The 15,990-nt window shown below is 74.4% G+C and carries 15 protein-coding genes and 1 tRNA gene; 9 read left to right on the plus strand and 7 right to left on the minus strand.

Annotation, left to right across the window (positions count from 1 at the left end; translation table 11 throughout):
• Positions 1 to 92 precede the first annotated feature (92 nt).
• The 3 genes from ACN6LM_RS28035 to ACN6LM_RS28045 all read right to left on the minus strand — a co-directional run bounded on the left by ACN6LM_RS28035 (position 93) and on the right by ACN6LM_RS28045 (position 3,795).
• Positions 93 to 1,562 (minus strand): glycoside hydrolase family 18 protein, encoded by a 1,470-nt coding sequence (locus ACN6LM_RS28035; protein ID WP_445068171.1) that lies wholly within the window; start codon positions 1,560 to 1,562, stop codon positions 93 to 95.
• Positions 1,563 to 1,690: 128 nt separating this feature from the next.
• A complete protein-coding gene (locus ACN6LM_RS28040; protein ID WP_445068172.1) occupies positions 1,691 to 3,094 on the minus strand; it encodes a HAMP domain-containing sensor histidine kinase in 1,404 nt (467 codons plus the stop codon).
• Positions 3,091 to 3,795, minus strand: a complete 705-nt coding sequence (locus ACN6LM_RS28045; RefSeq protein ID WP_445068173.1) for a response regulator transcription factor — start codon at positions 3,793 to 3,795, stop codon at positions 3,091 to 3,093. The genes ACN6LM_RS28040 and ACN6LM_RS28045 overlap by 4 nt, the downstream gene beginning before the upstream one ends.
• A gap of 68 nt (positions 3,796 to 3,863) precedes the next feature.
• Between ACN6LM_RS28045 and ACN6LM_RS28050 the strand changes: the two genes are divergently transcribed.
• Positions 3,864 to 4,397, plus strand: coding sequence for a hypothetical protein (locus ACN6LM_RS28050; RefSeq protein ID WP_445068174.1), 534 nt, complete (start codon positions 3,864 to 3,866; stop codon positions 4,395 to 4,397).
• A 36-nt stretch (positions 4,398 to 4,433) separates the two neighbouring features.
• Here ACN6LM_RS28050 and ACN6LM_RS28055 read toward each other — a convergent pair whose 3' ends face one another.
• Positions 4,434 to 5,324: a spermidine synthase gene (locus ACN6LM_RS28055; protein WP_445068175.1), complete on the minus strand. Its 891-nt coding sequence runs from the start codon at positions 5,322 to 5,324 to the stop codon at positions 4,434 to 4,436.
• A 96-nt stretch (positions 5,325 to 5,420) separates the two neighbouring features.
• On the minus strand, positions 5,421 to 5,810 hold the full coding sequence (locus tag ACN6LM_RS28060) for a hypothetical protein (protein WP_445068193.1): 390 nt from the start codon (positions 5,808 to 5,810) through the stop codon (positions 5,421 to 5,423).
• Positions 5,811 to 6,061: 251 nt separating this feature from the next.
• Here ACN6LM_RS28060 and ACN6LM_RS28065 point away from each other — a divergent pair, with 251 nt between their 5' ends.
• Positions 6,062 to 7,441, plus strand: coding sequence for a tetratricopeptide repeat protein (locus tag ACN6LM_RS28065; RefSeq protein WP_445068176.1), 1,380 nt, complete (start codon positions 6,062 to 6,064; stop codon positions 7,439 to 7,441).
• 97 nt (positions 7,442 to 7,538) lie between these two features.
• Here ACN6LM_RS28065 and ACN6LM_RS28070 read toward each other — a convergent pair whose 3' ends face one another.
• The gene (locus tag ACN6LM_RS28070; RefSeq protein ID WP_445068177.1) at positions 7,539 to 8,135 is read right to left on the minus strand and encodes a histidine phosphatase family protein; all 597 of its coding nucleotides are present in this window, start codon (positions 8,133 to 8,135) and stop codon (positions 7,539 to 7,541) included.
• 216 nt (positions 8,136 to 8,351) lie between these two features.
• Here ACN6LM_RS28070 and ACN6LM_RS28075 point away from each other — a divergent pair, with 216 nt between their 5' ends.
• The 7 genes from ACN6LM_RS28075 to ACN6LM_RS28105 all read left to right on the plus strand — a co-directional run bounded on the left by ACN6LM_RS28075 (position 8,352) and on the right by ACN6LM_RS28105 (position 14,687).
• Positions 8,352 to 9,323, plus strand: coding sequence for a phosphatase PAP2 family protein (locus tag ACN6LM_RS28075; protein ID WP_445068194.1), 972 nt, complete (start codon positions 8,352 to 8,354; stop codon positions 9,321 to 9,323).
• Entirely contained in the window at positions 9,304 to 10,395 is a 1,092-nt protein-coding gene (locus tag ACN6LM_RS28080; protein ID WP_445068195.1) for a hypothetical protein, read from the plus strand. The genes ACN6LM_RS28075 and ACN6LM_RS28080 overlap by 20 nt, the downstream gene beginning before the upstream one ends.
• Positions 10,386 to 12,002 carry a hypothetical protein gene (locus tag ACN6LM_RS28085; protein WP_445068178.1) on the plus strand — a complete coding sequence of 539 codons (1,617 nt, stop codon included), beginning with the start codon at positions 10,386 to 10,388 and terminating at the stop codon, positions 12,000 to 12,002. The genes ACN6LM_RS28080 and ACN6LM_RS28085 overlap by 10 nt, the downstream gene beginning before the upstream one ends.
• Positions 11,999 to 13,333: an AAA domain-containing protein gene (locus ACN6LM_RS28090; protein ID WP_445068179.1), complete on the plus strand. Its 1,335-nt coding sequence runs from the start codon at positions 11,999 to 12,001 to the stop codon at positions 13,331 to 13,333. The genes ACN6LM_RS28085 and ACN6LM_RS28090 overlap by 4 nt, the downstream gene beginning before the upstream one ends.
• Before the next feature lie 127 nt (positions 13,334 to 13,460).
• Positions 13,461 to 13,802 carry a hypothetical protein gene (locus tag ACN6LM_RS28095; protein WP_445068180.1) on the plus strand — a complete coding sequence of 114 codons (342 nt, stop codon included), beginning with the start codon at positions 13,461 to 13,463 and terminating at the stop codon, positions 13,800 to 13,802.
• A 125-nt stretch (positions 13,803 to 13,927) separates the two neighbouring features.
• Positions 13,928 to 14,623, plus strand: coding sequence for a bifunctional DNA primase/polymerase (locus ACN6LM_RS28100; protein WP_445068181.1), 696 nt, complete (start codon positions 13,928 to 13,930; stop codon positions 14,621 to 14,623).
• A tRNA-Lys gene (locus ACN6LM_RS28105) sits at positions 14,614 to 14,687 on the plus strand. The genes ACN6LM_RS28100 and ACN6LM_RS28105 overlap by 10 nt, the downstream gene beginning before the upstream one ends.
• A 60-nt stretch (positions 14,688 to 14,747) precedes the next feature.
• Here ACN6LM_RS28105 and ACN6LM_RS28110 read toward each other — a convergent pair.
• The gene (locus tag ACN6LM_RS28110) at positions 14,748 to 15,962 is read right to left on the minus strand and encodes a M6 family metalloprotease domain-containing protein (RefSeq protein WP_445068182.1); all 1,215 of its coding nucleotides are present in this window, start codon (positions 15,960 to 15,962) and stop codon (positions 14,748 to 14,750) included.
• Between the last annotated feature and the right edge of the window lie 28 nt (positions 15,963 to 15,990).

Below are 15,990 nucleotides of genomic sequence, written 5' to 3' on the forward strand. Positions count from 1 at the left end.
ACCCCGGCCGGGGTGGGGGGAAGGGGGCCGGGCCGGGGTGCGCGGGGGGAGGGATGGTCCTGCGTGCGGTCCTCGCAGGCACCCGCGTGGTCCTACTTGTACGCGCCGAACGCCTTGGTGAAGGCGAGCGGTTCCTGGGCGATCGAGCTGCACGAGGCGTCCGCGGTGGGCTTGGTGCCGCCCGCGCACTCCTTGTCCCGGGTGCCCGACCACATCGCGAGCCAGGCGAGACCCTTCTCCTTCGCGAAGGCGACGAGCTGGGTGGCGTCCTCGACCTTGAAGACCTCGGTGCTGACGTCGTTGACGCCGATCATCGGGGTGACGGCGACGGTCTTCCACGCCTCGGCGTCGGAGAGTCCGAGCACGCCCTTGATCTGGGCCTGCGTGGCGGTGGCGGCCTGGACGGCGTAGGTGCCCATGTCGCCGCTGTAGGAGGCGCCGTAGTCCATCGCCATGATGTTGACGGCACCGACGTCCACGCCGTTCTTCTTCGCGTCCGCGATCAGGTCGACGCCGGGCTGGGTGAGGCCCTCGGGCATCACGGGCAGCGTGAAGGACACGTCCAGGCCGGGGTGCGCCTTCTGGAGCTGCGCGACGGCCTGCGAACGGCGGGTGTTGGCGGCGGTGTCGGGGAGCGCGCCGCCCTCGATGTCGAAGTCGACCTTGGTCAGCTTGTACGTGTCGACCACCTTGCCGTACGCGGCGGCGAGGTCGGCCGCCGAGGTGCAGCGCAGGGCCAGTTCGGAGCCGGCGGCCCCGCCGAAGGAGACCCGGACGTCGCCGCCGGCCGCGCGCAGGGCGCCGATCCGGGAGGCGACGTGGTCGTCACCGAGGCCGGTGACCCCGCCCCAGAGCGGGGCGCAGCTGCCGCCGGAGGTGATGAAGGCGAGGTTGAACTGCTTGACCCCGGTCCTGTTCGCGGTGTCGACCAGGTCGTACGCGGGGTAGAGCGAGGTGTCCACGTACGGGGCGAAGCGGGCCCCGCTCGCGGTGCCACCGCCGCCGTCGGTCTTCGTGGGGGTGGGCGTCGGCGTCGGGGTCGCCGTGTGGGTGGGCTTCTCGGTGGGGGTGGCTGTCGGGGTCGCGGACTCGGTGGGGCGTCCGCTGGGTTCGGGGGTGGCGCCGGGGTCGACGGAGCACGTGGCGCCGTCGATCAGGCAGCCGGTGGGGTCGGCTGCCGTGCCGTCGGACGCGGCGACGAAGCCGACGGTGACGGACTGCCCGGCGGCCAGCTGCTTGTTCCAGCTCGCGGGGCGGACGGTGACGTGGTTCCCGCTGACGGTGTGGTCGCCGTTCCACAGCGAGCTGAGCTCCGTGCCCGCCGGGAGGTCGAATTCCAGCGTCCAGCCGGACTTCGCCGAGGCGGTGTCGTTGGTGACGACGTACTGCCCGGTGTAGCCACCGGTCCAGCCGCTGGTACGGGTGTACGCGGCGCCGACCGACGATGCCTGCGCCGTGCCGGTGAGGGCGAACACCGTCCCTCCGATCACCGCGGCCGCGACGACCGAGCCGATCACCTTGGTCCTGGTGCCCATCGTGCGCCGGTGCGTACTGGTGCCCATCGCGTGCCTGCCTCGTCGTACGGGAGTGGGGATGCGGGAGCACGCTAGCGGCTGCGGAACGGGCAAATGGGGCGAGCCGGGCCGGGGCCGAGGTTCTTAGGACTGCCTTAAGGAGCGCATCGGCCGCGCTAAAGGTTCGGGCGGGACGCACCCCTGAGGCGCCGTCGCCGACGCCCCACCCGGTGGCCCCGCCCGCCGCCCCGCGGGCGCTGTCCGTCGAGCCCGATCCAGACCCGGACCTCCGTGCCGCCCAGCACCGAGCGGCCGATGCGCACGTCGCCGCCGGTGGACTCGGCGACCCGTCGCACGATGTCGAGCCCGAGTCCGGTCGAGCCCACCGCGTCCCGGGCCCCGCCGCGCGCCAGGGCCGCCTTGGGGTCGGCGATTCCGCCGCCCGCGTCCGAGACCAGCACGATCACCGCGTCACCGCTGTGGTGCACGTCGACCGCGAAGGCGGTGCCCTCCGGGGTGTGCCGGAACACGTTGCCGAGCAACGCGTCGAGCGCGGCCGCCAGTTCGGGCCGGGCGACCGGGATGCGCACCGTACGGTCCACCCCGGCGAGCCGCACCTCGCGGCCCTCGTCCTCGGCCAGTGCTGACCAGAAGGCCATCCGCTCGCGGATCACCTCGGAGGCGTCGCACCCGGCACCGGGTCCGCCCGGCTGGGTCTGCGGGCGCTGCTCGCGGGCGGTCCGGATGATCGTGTCCACCTCGCGCTCCAGCTGTTCGACGGCCGCCCGGGTCTGCTCGGCCGCGGGTCCCTCGCCGAGCGAGGCGGCGTTCAGCCGGAGGACGGTGAGCGGGGTGCGCAGCCGGTGCGAGAGGTCGGCGGCCAGTTCGCGTTCGTTGGCGAGGAGCTGGACGACCTGGTCGGCCATGGAGTTGAACGCGACGGCGGCGGATCGCAGTTCGTCCGGGCCCTCCTCGGGGACGCGGGTGCCGAGGCGCCCCTCCCCCAGGTCGTGGGCGGCGCCCGCGAGACGCCGTGCGGGCTCGACCATGCGGATGCCGAGGCGGTCGGCCACGGCGACCGAGCCGACGATCAGCGCGATGCCGACGCCCGCCAGCATCAGCCAGGCCGTGGTGACCCCGTGGGACACGGCGGCCTCGGGGACGAACACCTCGACCACCGCGATGTCCCTGGGCCCCACCGCGGTCGGCTGGAGCAGCACCGAGCCGCCGGTGACCCCGGTGATCGTGGCGCGGCCCGAGACGCGGACGGTCTCCAGCTCCTCGGGGGTGGCGCGGCCCTTGCCGATGTCGGCCGCGATGCCGTCGGGTTCGCCGGAGGCCGGGATGTGGACGGCCATCCGTCCCGCCGCGCCCGGTTCGGTGGTGAGGACGGCCTTCTCCAGCTGGGTCCGGTCCGTGGTGATGGACAGCGTGGGGCCGATCGTCGCGGCCTGCCGTTCGGCGTCGGAGAACGCGCGGTCGCGGGCCATCTCCTTGACGACGAGCCCCAGGGGAACGGCGAAGGCGATGACGACCATGGCGGTGACGGCCAGGCAGACCTTGACCAGCGCCCATCTCATGCCGGCCGCTCCGGCGCCGGGGGCTGGAGCTTCACGCCGACGCCGCGCAGGGTGTGCAGGTAGCGCGGCCGGGCCGCGGTCTCGCCCAGCTTGCGGCGCAGCCAGGAGAGGTGGACGTCGATGGTCTGGTCGTCGCCGTAGGACTGCTGCCAGACCTCGGCGAGGAGTTCCCGGCGGGGGACGACGACGCCGGGGCGCCCGGCCAGGAAGGCCAGCAGGTCGAACTCGCGGCGGGTGAGGTCGAGCGTGGTGCCGTCGAGTTCGGCCTGCCGTCGCAGTGGGTCGACGCAGAGTCCGCCGACCTGGATGACGCGCGGGGGCGGGGCCTCGCCTCCGGCGGCCCGGGCCCGGCGGAGCACGGCGGCCATCCGGGCCGACAGGTGCTCCACGGAGAACGGCTTGGTGAGGTAATCGTCGGCGCCGTCGTTGAGCAGCCGGACGATCTCGCTCTCGTCGTCCCGGGCGGTCGCGATGATGACGGGCACGTCGGTGATGCCGCGCAGCATCTTCAGGGCCTCGGAACCGTCGAGATCCGGCAGCCCGAGATCGAGAATGACCACATCGAACCGGAAATGGGCGACTTCGCGCAGCGCTTCGAGGGCGGTGCCGACACTCCGTACGGTGTGACCGGCCTCCGTCAGGTGCCGGATGAGGGCGGAACGTACAAACTGGTCGTCCTCGACCACGAGCACACTGGGCATGGGCGGCACCGTACGCCATCCGATCTGCCCGGGTGTCATGTCCACCTGGTCTGTGGTGCAGGATGTTGATGATGCAACGAGCTCTGGTACACGCGCTGGCGTGGTCGCTCGCCACCGGCGCGGCGGTCACGGTCTCCTGGTGGGGTGTCCACGCCGTGCTCGCCGGCACGGTGTACGACCCGCCGCGCGCGGTGCCGGTGGCCCCGCCGACCACGGAGAGCCTGACCTCCTCGACGCACCGCCCCGCCCCCTCGCCGTCACCCGAGCCCCGGACCACCGCCCCGAAGCCGCCCGCGCCGCCCTCCCGTAAGCCGTCCCCGCCCCCCACCCCGGCGCCCAACACCCCGCGTCCGGCGACGGGGACGACCGCCGCGGCCGGGAAGGCGCGGAGTTACGCGACCGACGGCGGCCGGGTCGTCTTCGAGATCGGGGCCGCCTCGGCGGAGCTGGTCTCGGCGACCCCGGAACCGGGCTGGTCCATGCGGGTGTGGTCCAACACGACGTGGATACGGGTCAACTTCGCCCGGGACGACGGCACCACGGTCTCCGTCTTCTGCACGTGGAACGACCACGCGCCCCAGGTGGACATCGTCAACTCGTAGCCCGTACGGGGAAGAAGCCGCCCGTACGCGAAGAACTCAGCGGAACGCGTCCGGGGGTGGCGGCGGTGACGGGCGGGCCTCCGCGTCACGCACCGGGGCCGCGCCGCCGGTGAAGTCCGTGAGGGCGCGGCCGTGTTCGACGCGACCGGGGTGCGGGTCGGTCGCGACGCGGCGGGTCAGCCGGCCGATCTCCGGCACGGTGTCGGAGGCGAGCAGGACGGCGTTGCCGAAGCGGCGGCCCCGCCACACCGTGGGGTCGGCGGCGAGCGCGAGTGCGGGGAAGACCGTGGCTGCGGTGGCGATCTGGGCGCGCAGGTGGGCCAGCGGCGGCCCGTCCGCGAGGTTGGCGACGTAACTCCCGCCGGGCTTCAGGACCCTGCGCACCTCGGCGAGGAACTCGGTGGTGGTCAGGTGCGCCGGGGTGCGGGCGCCGCTGAAGACGTCCGCGATGACGAGGTCGGCCCAATCGTCCTGGATCTTCCCCAGCCCCGCGCGGGCGTCCATGGACCTGACCCTGATCCTGGCCTGCGGGTCCAGCGGGAGCTCGCGGCGGACCAGCTGCACGAGCGCCGCGTCCACCTCGATGACCTGCTGGGTGGACCGGGGGCGGGTGGCGGCGATGTACCGGGCGAGCGTGAAGGCCCCGCCGCCCAGGTGCACCACGTGCAGCGGCTGCCCGGCGGGGGCGACGAGGTCCGCGATGTGGCCGATGCGGCGCTGGTACTCGAAGGAGAGGTACGTGGGGTCGTCCAGGTCGACGTGCGACTGCGGGGCCCCGTCGATCGTCAGCGTCCAGGCACGCCGGCGCTCCCGGTCGGGCACGAGTTCGGCGAGCCCGCCGTCCACGGGCTCGGAGACGTTGCCCTCCGGGGCTCCGCGGCCCGCGCGCCCCTTGCGGTCGCCGCCGGCCGCTCCTCGACGTGCCACTGCTTCTCGCCCCTGCCCCGTGCTCACCGTGTCCGGGACGGGCCGATCCGCGCGGCCCGCCGTCCGGCCATTATCGGTGCGATGGCGGCGGCCTGCTCAGCGGCAGTTGTCGGCCGCCTCGATCAGCCGGGCCGCCTGGTCGAGCGCGACGCGCAGCACGGCCGGGTCGGTGACCGGGGTGTCCGCGGCGGGCGGCAGCAGCCAGCCGCTGCCGGAGACCGGCGGCTCGGCGGGGATGCGCAGCCCCCGGCCGTCGGTCCGCGTACAGGCGCTGCCCGGTACGTCCCAGCCCTGCGCGGTGCCCGGCGGCACCAGGAACCCGAGGGTGTCGCAGGCTCCGTCGTGGATGACCGGGCCCACGACGTCCCGCGACGCGCCCCGGCGCAGGATGTCCACGGCCTCCAGGCCCTGCCGGGCGGGCACGGTCACCAGATCACAGGGTTCGCCGGCGGCCGCCGTGCCGCCGTCCGCCAGGTCGGTGTGCAACAAGGGACCTCTCCTCTCATCGCCGGGGGCGGAGCCGCGCTCCGTACTCCCTCTCCGTGAGGACCAACGCGCCGACCGCGTCAAGGGCTACGGTGCGACACCGCCGCAAAGGGTGGCAGTTCATGGCGGATCGCGGCCGAGATGCCCGGTTCATCCGGAAACGCTGTGTGTGCACCCCGTCACGGACGGTACGTTCTTGCTCCGCCGGGACACCGGAAACAGCGCCCGGCTCGCACCGAGAGGGCCATGCCATGGTGTCGACACGGGCAGTTCCCAACCTCGCCTTCCGGCGGCTGCGCGGCCCGCGCTCCGCCGGGGAGTTCGCTGCCGCGGTACGCAGGTCCGCTCGCGAGATCGGCGAGCAGGTCGCGTGCGACGCCCGGTACATCGGACGCGTGGAGTCCGGCGAGATCCGCTGTCCCAACTACGCGTACGAGCGGGTCTTCCTGCACATGTTCCCCGGGACGACCCTGGAGGACCTGGGCTTCTCGCCCCGCGCTTCCGTACGCGGGCGGGCGGCCAGGCCCGCCTCGGCCGCCCCGCCCCCGACTGCCCCGCCGCCGGAGCCCGGCGGCGACGACGAGGAGAGCGACGTGCTGCGTCGCGTGTTCATGACGAGCGGCACCACCGCGGTGGCGGCCGTCTCCCTGGGGCTGGGCCTCGGCGGCCCGGCCGCCGCCCTGCCCCTGCAACGCCGGGTCGGCGATACGGAGGTGAGCGCCGTCGAGCGGGCGGTGCGGCAGATCCGGGTGCTGGACGACCGGCACGGCGGCGACTGGCTCTACCGGCGCGCCTCGCAGCCCCTGCGAACGGCGTACGCGCTGCTCGACGCGGGCACCGTGAACCGGCGCTCCACGGCGGACCGGCTGCACTCCGGCGCCGGTGAGCTGGCCATCTCCGTGGGCTGGCTGGCCCATGACTCGGGCCGCTTCGAGGACGCCCGTTCGCATTACGCGGAGGCGCTGGCCACCGCGCGGGTCGCCGGTGACCCGGCGCTGGAGGCGCACGCGTTCTGCAACGTGTCGTTCCTGGCCCGCGACACGGGGCGGCCGCGTGAGGCGGTGCGGGCGGCGGAGGCCGGACAGCGGGCCGCCGAGCCGCTGGGCTCGCCGCGGCTGCGGGCGCTGCTCGCGCTGCGGGAGGCGGGGGGCCGGGCGGGGCTCGGGGACCGCACGGGCTGCGAACGGGCGCTCGGCCGGGCGCACTCCGCGTTCTCGCGAGGGGCGTCGGGGGCGGACCCGGAGTGGATGAGCTTCTTCCGCGAGGCGGAGCTGGAGATGCTGGAGGCCCAGTGCTGGGCCGCGCTCGGCGACTGGTCCCGGGCCGCGCGCCACGCGGAGCGGGCGGTCCGGCTCCAGGACCCCCACTTCACCCGCAACCTCGCGCTGTACCGCGCCGAGCTCACCTGGGACCTGGCCCGCGGGGGCCGCCCCGAGGAGGCGGCGTCGGCCGGCCACGCGGTCCTGGACCTGCTGGAGGACGTCCAGTCCTCACGCATCCGCGCGATACTGCACGACACGGTGGGGGCCCTGGGGCCCCGGGCGACGGCGACTTCCGCGGTACGCGACTTCCTGGACCGCTACCAGAACGTGCCCGCCTGCCCGGCAAGCCCCAGCCCGTCCGGCGTCTGAGGACGGAACCGGTCATCCCGGACCGGGGCGCGGGCTTCCGTCCTCAACGCCGGACGGGCTGGAATACACGCACCGCGCACCCCGCAGGGGGCACCGCTCACCGCTCCAGGTGCCCCGTGTCGTTCCATTTCTGGATCGCCGGGGCGCCGTACGCCCAGCCCAGGACGGACAGCGACGTCGGGGCCAGCCAGATGCGCGCGCCGAAGGAGATGTCCTCGCCCAGCCACCGCGCGCCGAGCGCCCGCAGGATGTGGCCGTGGGCGAAGACCAGGACGTCCCGGTCGGCGGACCGCGCCCACTCCACGATCGTGTCGGCCCGGGCCGCCACCTCGGCGGTGCTCTCGCCGTCCGGCACCCCGTCGCGCCAGATGAACCAGTCCGGACGGCCCGCCTTGATCTCGGCCGGCGTCATCCCCTCGTACGCCCCGTAGTCCCACTCCATCAGCGCGTCCCACGGCTCGGCGCGGTCGCCGAAGCCCGCGAGTTCGCAGGTCTCGGCGGCGCGGACGAGCGGGCTGGTGCGGACCTCCACGTCGTGGAGGTCCGTCCACGGCCCCCGGTGCAGCCGCTCGCCGAGCAGCTTGGCCCCCTCGCGTCCGGCGTCGAGCAGCGGGATGTCCGTCCTGCCGGTGTGCCTGCCGTTGAGGGACCATTCCGTCTGCCCGTGCCGGGCGAGCAGGATGCGCGGTGCCATAAGAGGGTTCTCCCTGAAAAGCCAAGACTTTGCTCCCATCATCCCGTACCTGCCGGTGAGGCAACCCGGCGGGCCGCGACGGCGTCCCTCCGACCACAGATGAATCGCAGCAGCTGAGGGGTGCCGACCACACCCCCGGGCGCACCGCGCCCGCCGCGCACCGTACGGTTGAACGCCCGCAGTCGGCCGCATGTACACGTGATGGAGAAGTTCCGGATGCCGCACGCCACCACCGCGCACGCTCCGCGCCACCGGCCCCGCTGGTGGACCGAGCTGCCGCTCCTGGCCCTGGTGTACGCGGCGTACTCCGGCGGCCGCCTCCTCGTTCGCGGTGACGTGTCCACGGCCGTCGACCACGGCCTGAGCATCCTGCGCCTGGAGAAGGCGCTGTACCTGAACGCGGAGCACCCGCTCAACCGCCTCTTCACGGCGCACCCCTCCATAGGCATACCGTCCGACTTCGCGTACGCCTCCCTGCACTACGTGGTCACCCCGGCCGTCCTGATCTGGATGTTCCGGCGCCACTCGGCCGCGTACCGCAGGGCCCGCACCTGGCTGATGACCTCCACGATGCTCGGTCTGATCGGCTTCACACTGATGCCGACGTGCCCGCCGAGGCTGCTGGACGCGAAGCACGGGTTCGTGGACACGATGGCGCAGTACAGCTCGTACGGCTGGTGGGGTACGGAGGCGAGCGCGCCGCGCGGCATGGGCGGGATGACCAACCAGTACGCGGCGATGCCCAGCCTGCACGTGGGGTGGGCGCTGTGGTGCGGCATCCTGCTGTGGCGCCACGCCAAGCACCCCGCGCTGCGGGCCGCGGGCGTCGCGTACCCGCTGATCACCACGTTCGTCGTGATGGGCACCGCCAACCACTATCTGCTCGACGCGGTCGCCGGCTGCGCCGTGATGGGCGTCGGGGCGCTGCTCGCCCGGCCCGTGATGCGCCTCGCCGACCGGGTCAGGGCCGCGGTCCTGACCCGCTTCCCGGGGGCTTCCGCCGCGACGGGGTCCCCGGATGTCAGTGCCGGGTGCGAGACTTCGGCGGGTGAGCGAATCCCCGGCCAGCGGACCTCCTCCGCAGAACCATCCGACGCGGCAGCAGCGGCCGGTCCGCCTGCCCGGGCCGACGGCGCCGACGGGCCAGGACGCACCCCCGACGGGGACCCTGCGGCAGCGACTCGCTGAGCTGAGAGGCCCGGCGGTCGCCCCGCGCCCGCTGGACGCCCGCGCGCTCGCGGCCCTCGCCGCCAACCCGGGCTGCAAGCGCCGTGCCCTGCTCGACGGGGCCGGGGTCGACAAGGGCGCGCTCGCCTCCGCGCTGGGCTCACCGGCGCCGTTCGGCCAGTCCCAGTTCGCCTTCATGCGGGGCAACGCCTTCGAGGCCCGGGTCAAGGCCGACGGCGGTACGGAGCTGATGCGCCTGCTGCACGAGCGGCTCGGCGGCTCCGGCGAACCGCCCCGCGAGGTGGCGACGCCCGATCTGACGGCCGCCGGGCCCGAGGGCCGCGCGGCCAGGACCGCGCTCGCGCTGCGGGAGGCGACGGAGGCGGGCGGCTGGGCGCTGCTCGACCATCCGATGCTGGCCCTGGAGGTGGCGGGCTCCCCCGCCTATCTGGAGCCGGACGCGGTCGTGGTGCACCCGGACGGCACCTGGACGGTGGTCGAGATCAAGTCGTTCCCCATGATCGACGGCTCGGCGGACGCCGCGAAGGTGGGCGCGGCGGCCCGCCAGTCCGCGGTGTACGTGCTGGCGCTCGAACGGGTCGCGGAGGTCACGGACGGGGCCCGGGTGGGGCACCGGGTGCTGCTGGTGTGCCCGAAGGACTTCTCGAACCTGCCGGCCGCCTCCGTCGTGGACGTACGCAAGCAGCGCGCCGTCACCCGCCGCCAGCTGACCCGGCTCACCCGCGTCGAGGAGATCGCGGCGGCCCTCCCCGAGGGCGCCTCCTTCGACCCGGAGCGTTCTCCCGAGGACCTGGAGTCGGCGGTCGAGTCGGTCGCCGCGGCCTACGCGCCGGAGTGCCTGTCGGCCTGCGAGCTGGCGTTCCACTGCCGGGCCCGGGCGCGCGCCGAGGGGGCCGTGGAGGCGCTGGGGCGCGGGGTGCGGGGCGAGCTGGGCGGTCTGACGACGGTCGCCGGGGTGCTGGCGGCGGCCGCGGGCAAGGAGGGCGATCCGGCCGATCCGGCGGTCGTCGCCCTGCGCCGCGCGGCGGCCCTGCGCGCCGAGGCACTGGAGGGGCGGGCCGTATGTCGCTGATCACCACGCTGGCCCGGTTGGAGGCCGTGGAGAGCGGCCGGGCGCGGCCGACGGCCACCGTGCGCCACCGCCGGCTGACCGGCCGGCCGCTCGTGCTGGTGCCGCTGACCACGGCGGGCGAGGCGGGCGCCCCGCTCGGCGCGCTCGTCGGCACGGACCGGGAGGCGCCCCGGCTGCTGGCCGTCGCCCAGCCGCGCGACCGGGACCTGCGGTTCGCGTTCCTCGCCGAGCTGGCCGAGGCGGTCCTGCCGCACATCGAGGAGTACGCGGACGTCATCGAGCCCGCCGAGCGCAACGAGACGGATCCGGCGACCGGGAAGCGGGTCAAGGTCGAGACGGAGCTGTGCGTGGACGCGGCGCAGATCGTCGTCCCGAGCCGGGCGGGCATCGAGTTCGTCCGGCTGCTGGGCCGCTCCATGCGCTTCCGGCGGACCGCCGAGGACGACCCGGACACGCCGTATCCGGCGCCCGCCCGGGTCCCGCTGCTCGGCCGCTGGCTGACGCATTACGGGGAGCGGGCCCGGGTCCCCGGCTCGTCCCTGCTGCTCGCCTGCACGGACCTGCTGAACCGGCACTGGGCGACCGGGCAGTCGAATCTGGAGGACCAGCATCTGGGGGCCCTGCTCGCCTGGATCGACCCGCCCGCCGGCGAGTCCGGTGCGGAGGCGGCGCTCCGGGCCGAGCTGGCCCGGGACGCGGCGGGGCAGCTGCTGTGCCCGCCGGCCGGCCCCGCGACCGACCCGGACTTCGACAACCGGCTGCTGGCCCCGGCGATCGAGAAGTACGACCGGGCGCGCGCCTCGTTCGCGGCGGCCGAGGACGGGCTCGCGGCCGATGCCCGGCTGGCCGGGCTGTCCGGGGCCGAGCGCGAGATCCGGGCGCTGCTCGCCGGGGTGCTGCTGCCGACCTGGGACGCGGTGTGGCGGGGCCTGGACCTGCTGCGGGAGCTGCCCGAGGGGGCCAGGGCCGAGGACCGCTGGACCCGTGACCGCTGGTCGTTCACCGCCCACCGCGACCGGGTGCGCTCCGGTGAGCCGCCCCAGCCGCGCCGGGACGACGCGGTGACGGCCGCCCGCAAGCTGGCCGCCCGGGAGACGGCCCAGGCGCAGCTGGAGGCTCAGGAGGCGCTGGACGATCCGCTCGTCCTGGCGGGCCGGCGGCTGGCCGGGGAGGCGTTCATCGGTGAGGTGAGCGCGGTGGAGATGGCGTACAGCGAGTCGAAGCGGCCCTCGCCGCGCCCACTGGTCACGGTCCGCACCGAGGAGCGGCCGCAGCTGGGCGCGGGGGTGAAGGTCTACCGCTCGCTGGACGGCAAGCCGCAGACCGCCGAGGTCGTGCGGTACGGCCCGGCGGACGCGTCGGACGAGGGCGGCGCGCTCTCGCTGGTGCTGCGGATCACGGACCGGATGGGGCGCGGCAAGGAGCCGGCCCCGGGGTCGGTCCCGGAGCCGGGCGACCGGATCGCCTGGACCTTGTTCGAGCACGACCAGCGCGGCGGGCCGCAGCTGCCCGACGCGGAGGAGACGCCGTGGACCCATGGCGGTCCGCCGGGCGGCCTCGAAGCGGCCGAGCTGCCCGACCCCGTGACCCCGGAGGACGTTCTGTGACGGCCGTATTCGACCCGGGCGCGGCGGCGGGCCTGGCCACCGCGAAGATCCTGGACGACACGCTGAACGGCACGGCCCGGGGGGTCGTCGTGGACTCCCCGCCGGGGGCCGGCAAGTCGACGCTGGTGGTGCGCGCGGCCCTGGAGCTGGCCGCGGCGGGCCGGCCGCTGATGGTGGTCGCCCAGACGAACGCCCAGGTGGACGATCTGGTGGTGCGGCTCGCGGAGAAGGACCCGGAGCTGCCGGTGGGCCGGCTGCACAGCAGCGACTCCGATCCGTACGACAAGGTGCTCGACGGCTTGGAGAACGTGCGCAAGTCCGCGAAGGCGGCGGATCTGGCCGGGCTCGACGTGGTCATCTCGACGGCGGCGAAGTGGGCCCATGTGAAGAACGTGGAGCCGTGGGGGCACGCGATCGTCGACGAGGCGTACCAGATGCGCTCGGACGCGCTGCTCGCCGTGGCCGGGCTCTTCGAGCGGGCGCTGTTCGTGGGCGACCCGGGCCAGCTGGACCCGTTCTCGATCGTCGGCGCCGACCAGTGGGCGGGGCTGAGCTACGACCCGTCGGCCAGCGCGGTGAGCACGCTGCTCGCGCACAATCCGGAGCTGCCGCAGCACCGGCTTCCGGTCTCCTGGCGGCTCCCGGCGTCGGCGGCGCCCCTGGTGTCGGACGCGTTCTACCCGTACACCCCGTTCCGCAGCGGCACGGACCACGGGGACCGGCGGCTGTCCTTCGGGGTGGCGTCGGACGGGTCGGCGGCCGACCGGGTGCTGGACGAGGCGGCGGAGTCCGGCTGGGGACTGCTCGAACTGCCGGCCCGGCACACCCCGCGCACCGACCCGGAGGCGGTGCGGGCGGTCGCCCTGGTGGTGCGCAGGCTGCTGGACCGGGGCGGCGCGGCCATCAGCGAGCGGTCGCCGGACCCGGCCCCGGTGACGGCGGACCGGGTGGCGGTCGGCACGGCCCACCGCGACCAGGCGGCGGCGGTGCGCGCGGCGCTGGCGGAGCTGGGTGTGTCGGGGGTCGCGGTGGACACGGCGAACCGGCTCCAGGGCCGTGAGTTCGACGTGACGGTGGTGCTGCACCCGCTGTCGGGACGGCCGGACGCCACCGCGTTCCACCTGGAGACGGGCCGCCTGTGCGTCCTGGCCTCCCGGCACCGGCACGCGTGCGTCGTGGTCTGCCGGGAGGGCGTCGCGGACCTGCTGGACGAGCATCCGTCGACGGAGCCGGTCCAGCTGGGCGTCACGGTGAAGTTCCCGGACGGCTGGGAGGCGAACCACGCGGTGCTGGCGCATCTGGCGGAACACCGGGTGCGCTGGGGTTGTTGAGTGCGCCGGGGGCGGGCGGGACGGCGCACTCCCCCGCGACGAGATCTTCTGCGCCCTTGCGGCGGACTGGACAATGGGGGATGGCCGTCGGTCCGTCCGAGGAAGACAGGCCCTGGGAGGAAGACACATGGCACAACCCGAACAAGGCGAGCAGCGGCGGCTGCGCCCCGCACCGCTGCTCTTCGAGCCGGCGGCGGCCGTCTCGGACCCGGAGCACTTCTTCGACCTGGAGTCGATGGACGATCCGAAGGAGCTGCTGGACCGGGCGACGGAGCTGGCCCTGGCCTTCCGTGCCGCGACCGACCGTGCGGTGGAGTTCCAGGCGATGGCGGCGGCCCAGCTGGCCGACCCGCGCCGGTTCGACCGGCTCACGACGTCGGACATCGCTCGGCGCGCGGAGTGGACCGAGGACTACGCGAAGAAGATGGTCGAGTTCGGCCGCACCCTGCTGAACACCCCGCAGCCCTAGGCAGGGGCCCCCGGGTACCACCACCGGCATATGCCCGGGCGAACCATACTCCCCGCGCTGTTCCCCTGTCCCGATTTCCGGCAACTCTCGGAATCCGGTTGATCACTCCGGGTAGACCTGTGCACATGACCGCATGGCTGCCCGACGAAACGACCCTGCACCACGGCGACGGACCCTGCCTCCGCGCCGGCCACGAGGCCGACCTGTTCTCGGCACTGCGCGAGCCCGCGCGGAACCAGACGGCCCAGATCACGGCGGCCGGTGCCGCGTGGCTGGCCGGGGCGACGGCGTACCCGCGCAGCGCCCTGGCCCAGTGGGAGTCGCGCCCGACGGCGCCCGGGGTCCTGCCGTGCGGCACGGCGTTCGACGTGGTGAACGTACCCACACTGTTCGGGCGCCGGATGCTGGAGCATCTGTGGGCGGACGGCCCGGGCTCGGGTCCGGTCGCCTCGCACCGGGGCCGGATGCTGCTCTTCGCGTCCCCCGGCACGGCCCAGCGGCTGCCGTCGCTGCTGGACTGGGAGGAGTGGAGCGGCGGCCCGCAGAGCCGGAACGGGGGCGGTACGAAGGTGCCCCCGCTGCTCTGCCACGGCACCGGTGACGCGGTGACGGTCCCGCCCCTGACCTGCGGAGGGAAGGACACGGGGCCGCGCTGGCTGGTGGCCCCGGACACGCGGAGCCCGTGGCTTCCGGGGCCGGACGTGCTGCTGTGGGCGTGCGTCCGGGTGGCCCGGTCGGCGCCCGCCCCGACCCCCCGGATTTCGATTTTTCCTCTCACCGATCCGAGTGCTAAGGTCTACGACGTCAGCAGGCGCCGCTAGCTCAGTTGGTTAGAGCAGCTGACTCTTAATCAGCGGGTCCGGGGTTCGAGTCCCTGGCGGCGCACAGACGGAAGAAGCCCCTCGCGGAAGCGGGGGGCTTCTTCGTCGTCCGGTGCCGGTCCGGTCAGGTCCCGGTGGTGATGCGGACGGTGTACGCGCCCGAGGGCGTCCGGTCGGCGACCTCGACCGTGGCGTGCGCCCCGGGCACGGAGTACGTCTCGCCGACGCGCAGCGGCGCGTCCGCGAGCGGCGGGTAGACCGAGCGCTCCCAGCAGGCGTCGCTGCCCGGATGCGTGTCGAGCACCTCGACCGGGCCGCCGCCGGACGGGGTCTCGTTGCGCACCCGGTAGAGCAGGATGCCCTCGGCGCAGGTCGAGAGGTCGTTGCCGGTGGAGCCGCGCGCCTCGACGGCCACCGCGCTACCCTCGCCGGTCCTGATCACGGCGAGCCGGGTGCCGAGCGAGGCGCCGGGCACGGGCACCTCGGCCATCGGTTCGAGGGTGACGACGCGGTCGCTCTGGACGCAGACCACCTGCCGGTCGTCCAGCCAGCCCAGCTTCCACTTGTGCCAGCCGAAGAGGTCCGGTGAGAGGCCGAACTGGCTGCCCATGACGTCCCAGTCGCCGACGTAGGTGTCCCAGTCGCCCTTGCCGTCGGTGGGCCGGTGGTACAGGTCGGGGAGGTCGAAGACGTGACCCGTCTCGTGGGCGAGGACGTTGTGGTCCGGCGGGTGCTGCTCGAAGACGGTGACGACGCGCCTGATGTCCGTACCGTCGGCGTGCAGCGGCCGGTCGAAGTTGACGACCTTGGTGGCGTCCGAGTCGACGCCGGGGGCGTCCGGGTCCGCGACGAGGTAGACGATGTCGTAGCGCGAGAAGTCGATCCGCTCGTCGGCCACGCGGATCGCGTCGCGCAGATAGGCGCTGCGCCGGTCGCTGGCCCAGTCGCGCTGTATGCCGTACCAGGTCGAGGGCTTCGGCATCCGGATCCATTCCCGCTGCGGGTGCGGGCGCAGCGTGAACTTCCCGTACGAGGCGCGCCGGAAGAACTGCGTGGTGGACGGGAAGTAGTCCGAGGCGAGTTCGGCGGGGGTGGTGGCCGGCTCGGCGTCGGGGAACGAGAGGAAGACCATCACCGCGTCCAGGGCGTGGTCGGGGCGCGGGTAGGCACCGTTCCAGCGGTCGACGCCGAGGGAGTGGTGCGCGGGGGTGCGGGGCAGTGCGCAGGGGGCGGCGTCCCCCGCGGCGGCTACGGCGGGCCCGGCGACGAGGGAGGTGGCGACGAGCGCCAGCAGCGAGACCAGCCCGGCGGCCAGCCCGCGCGGACTCGGCCTCTCCACCCCTGAGGGCCCGGGCTGACGCGGCACA

Source organism: Streptomyces sp. SAS_281 (assembly GCF_052542855.1).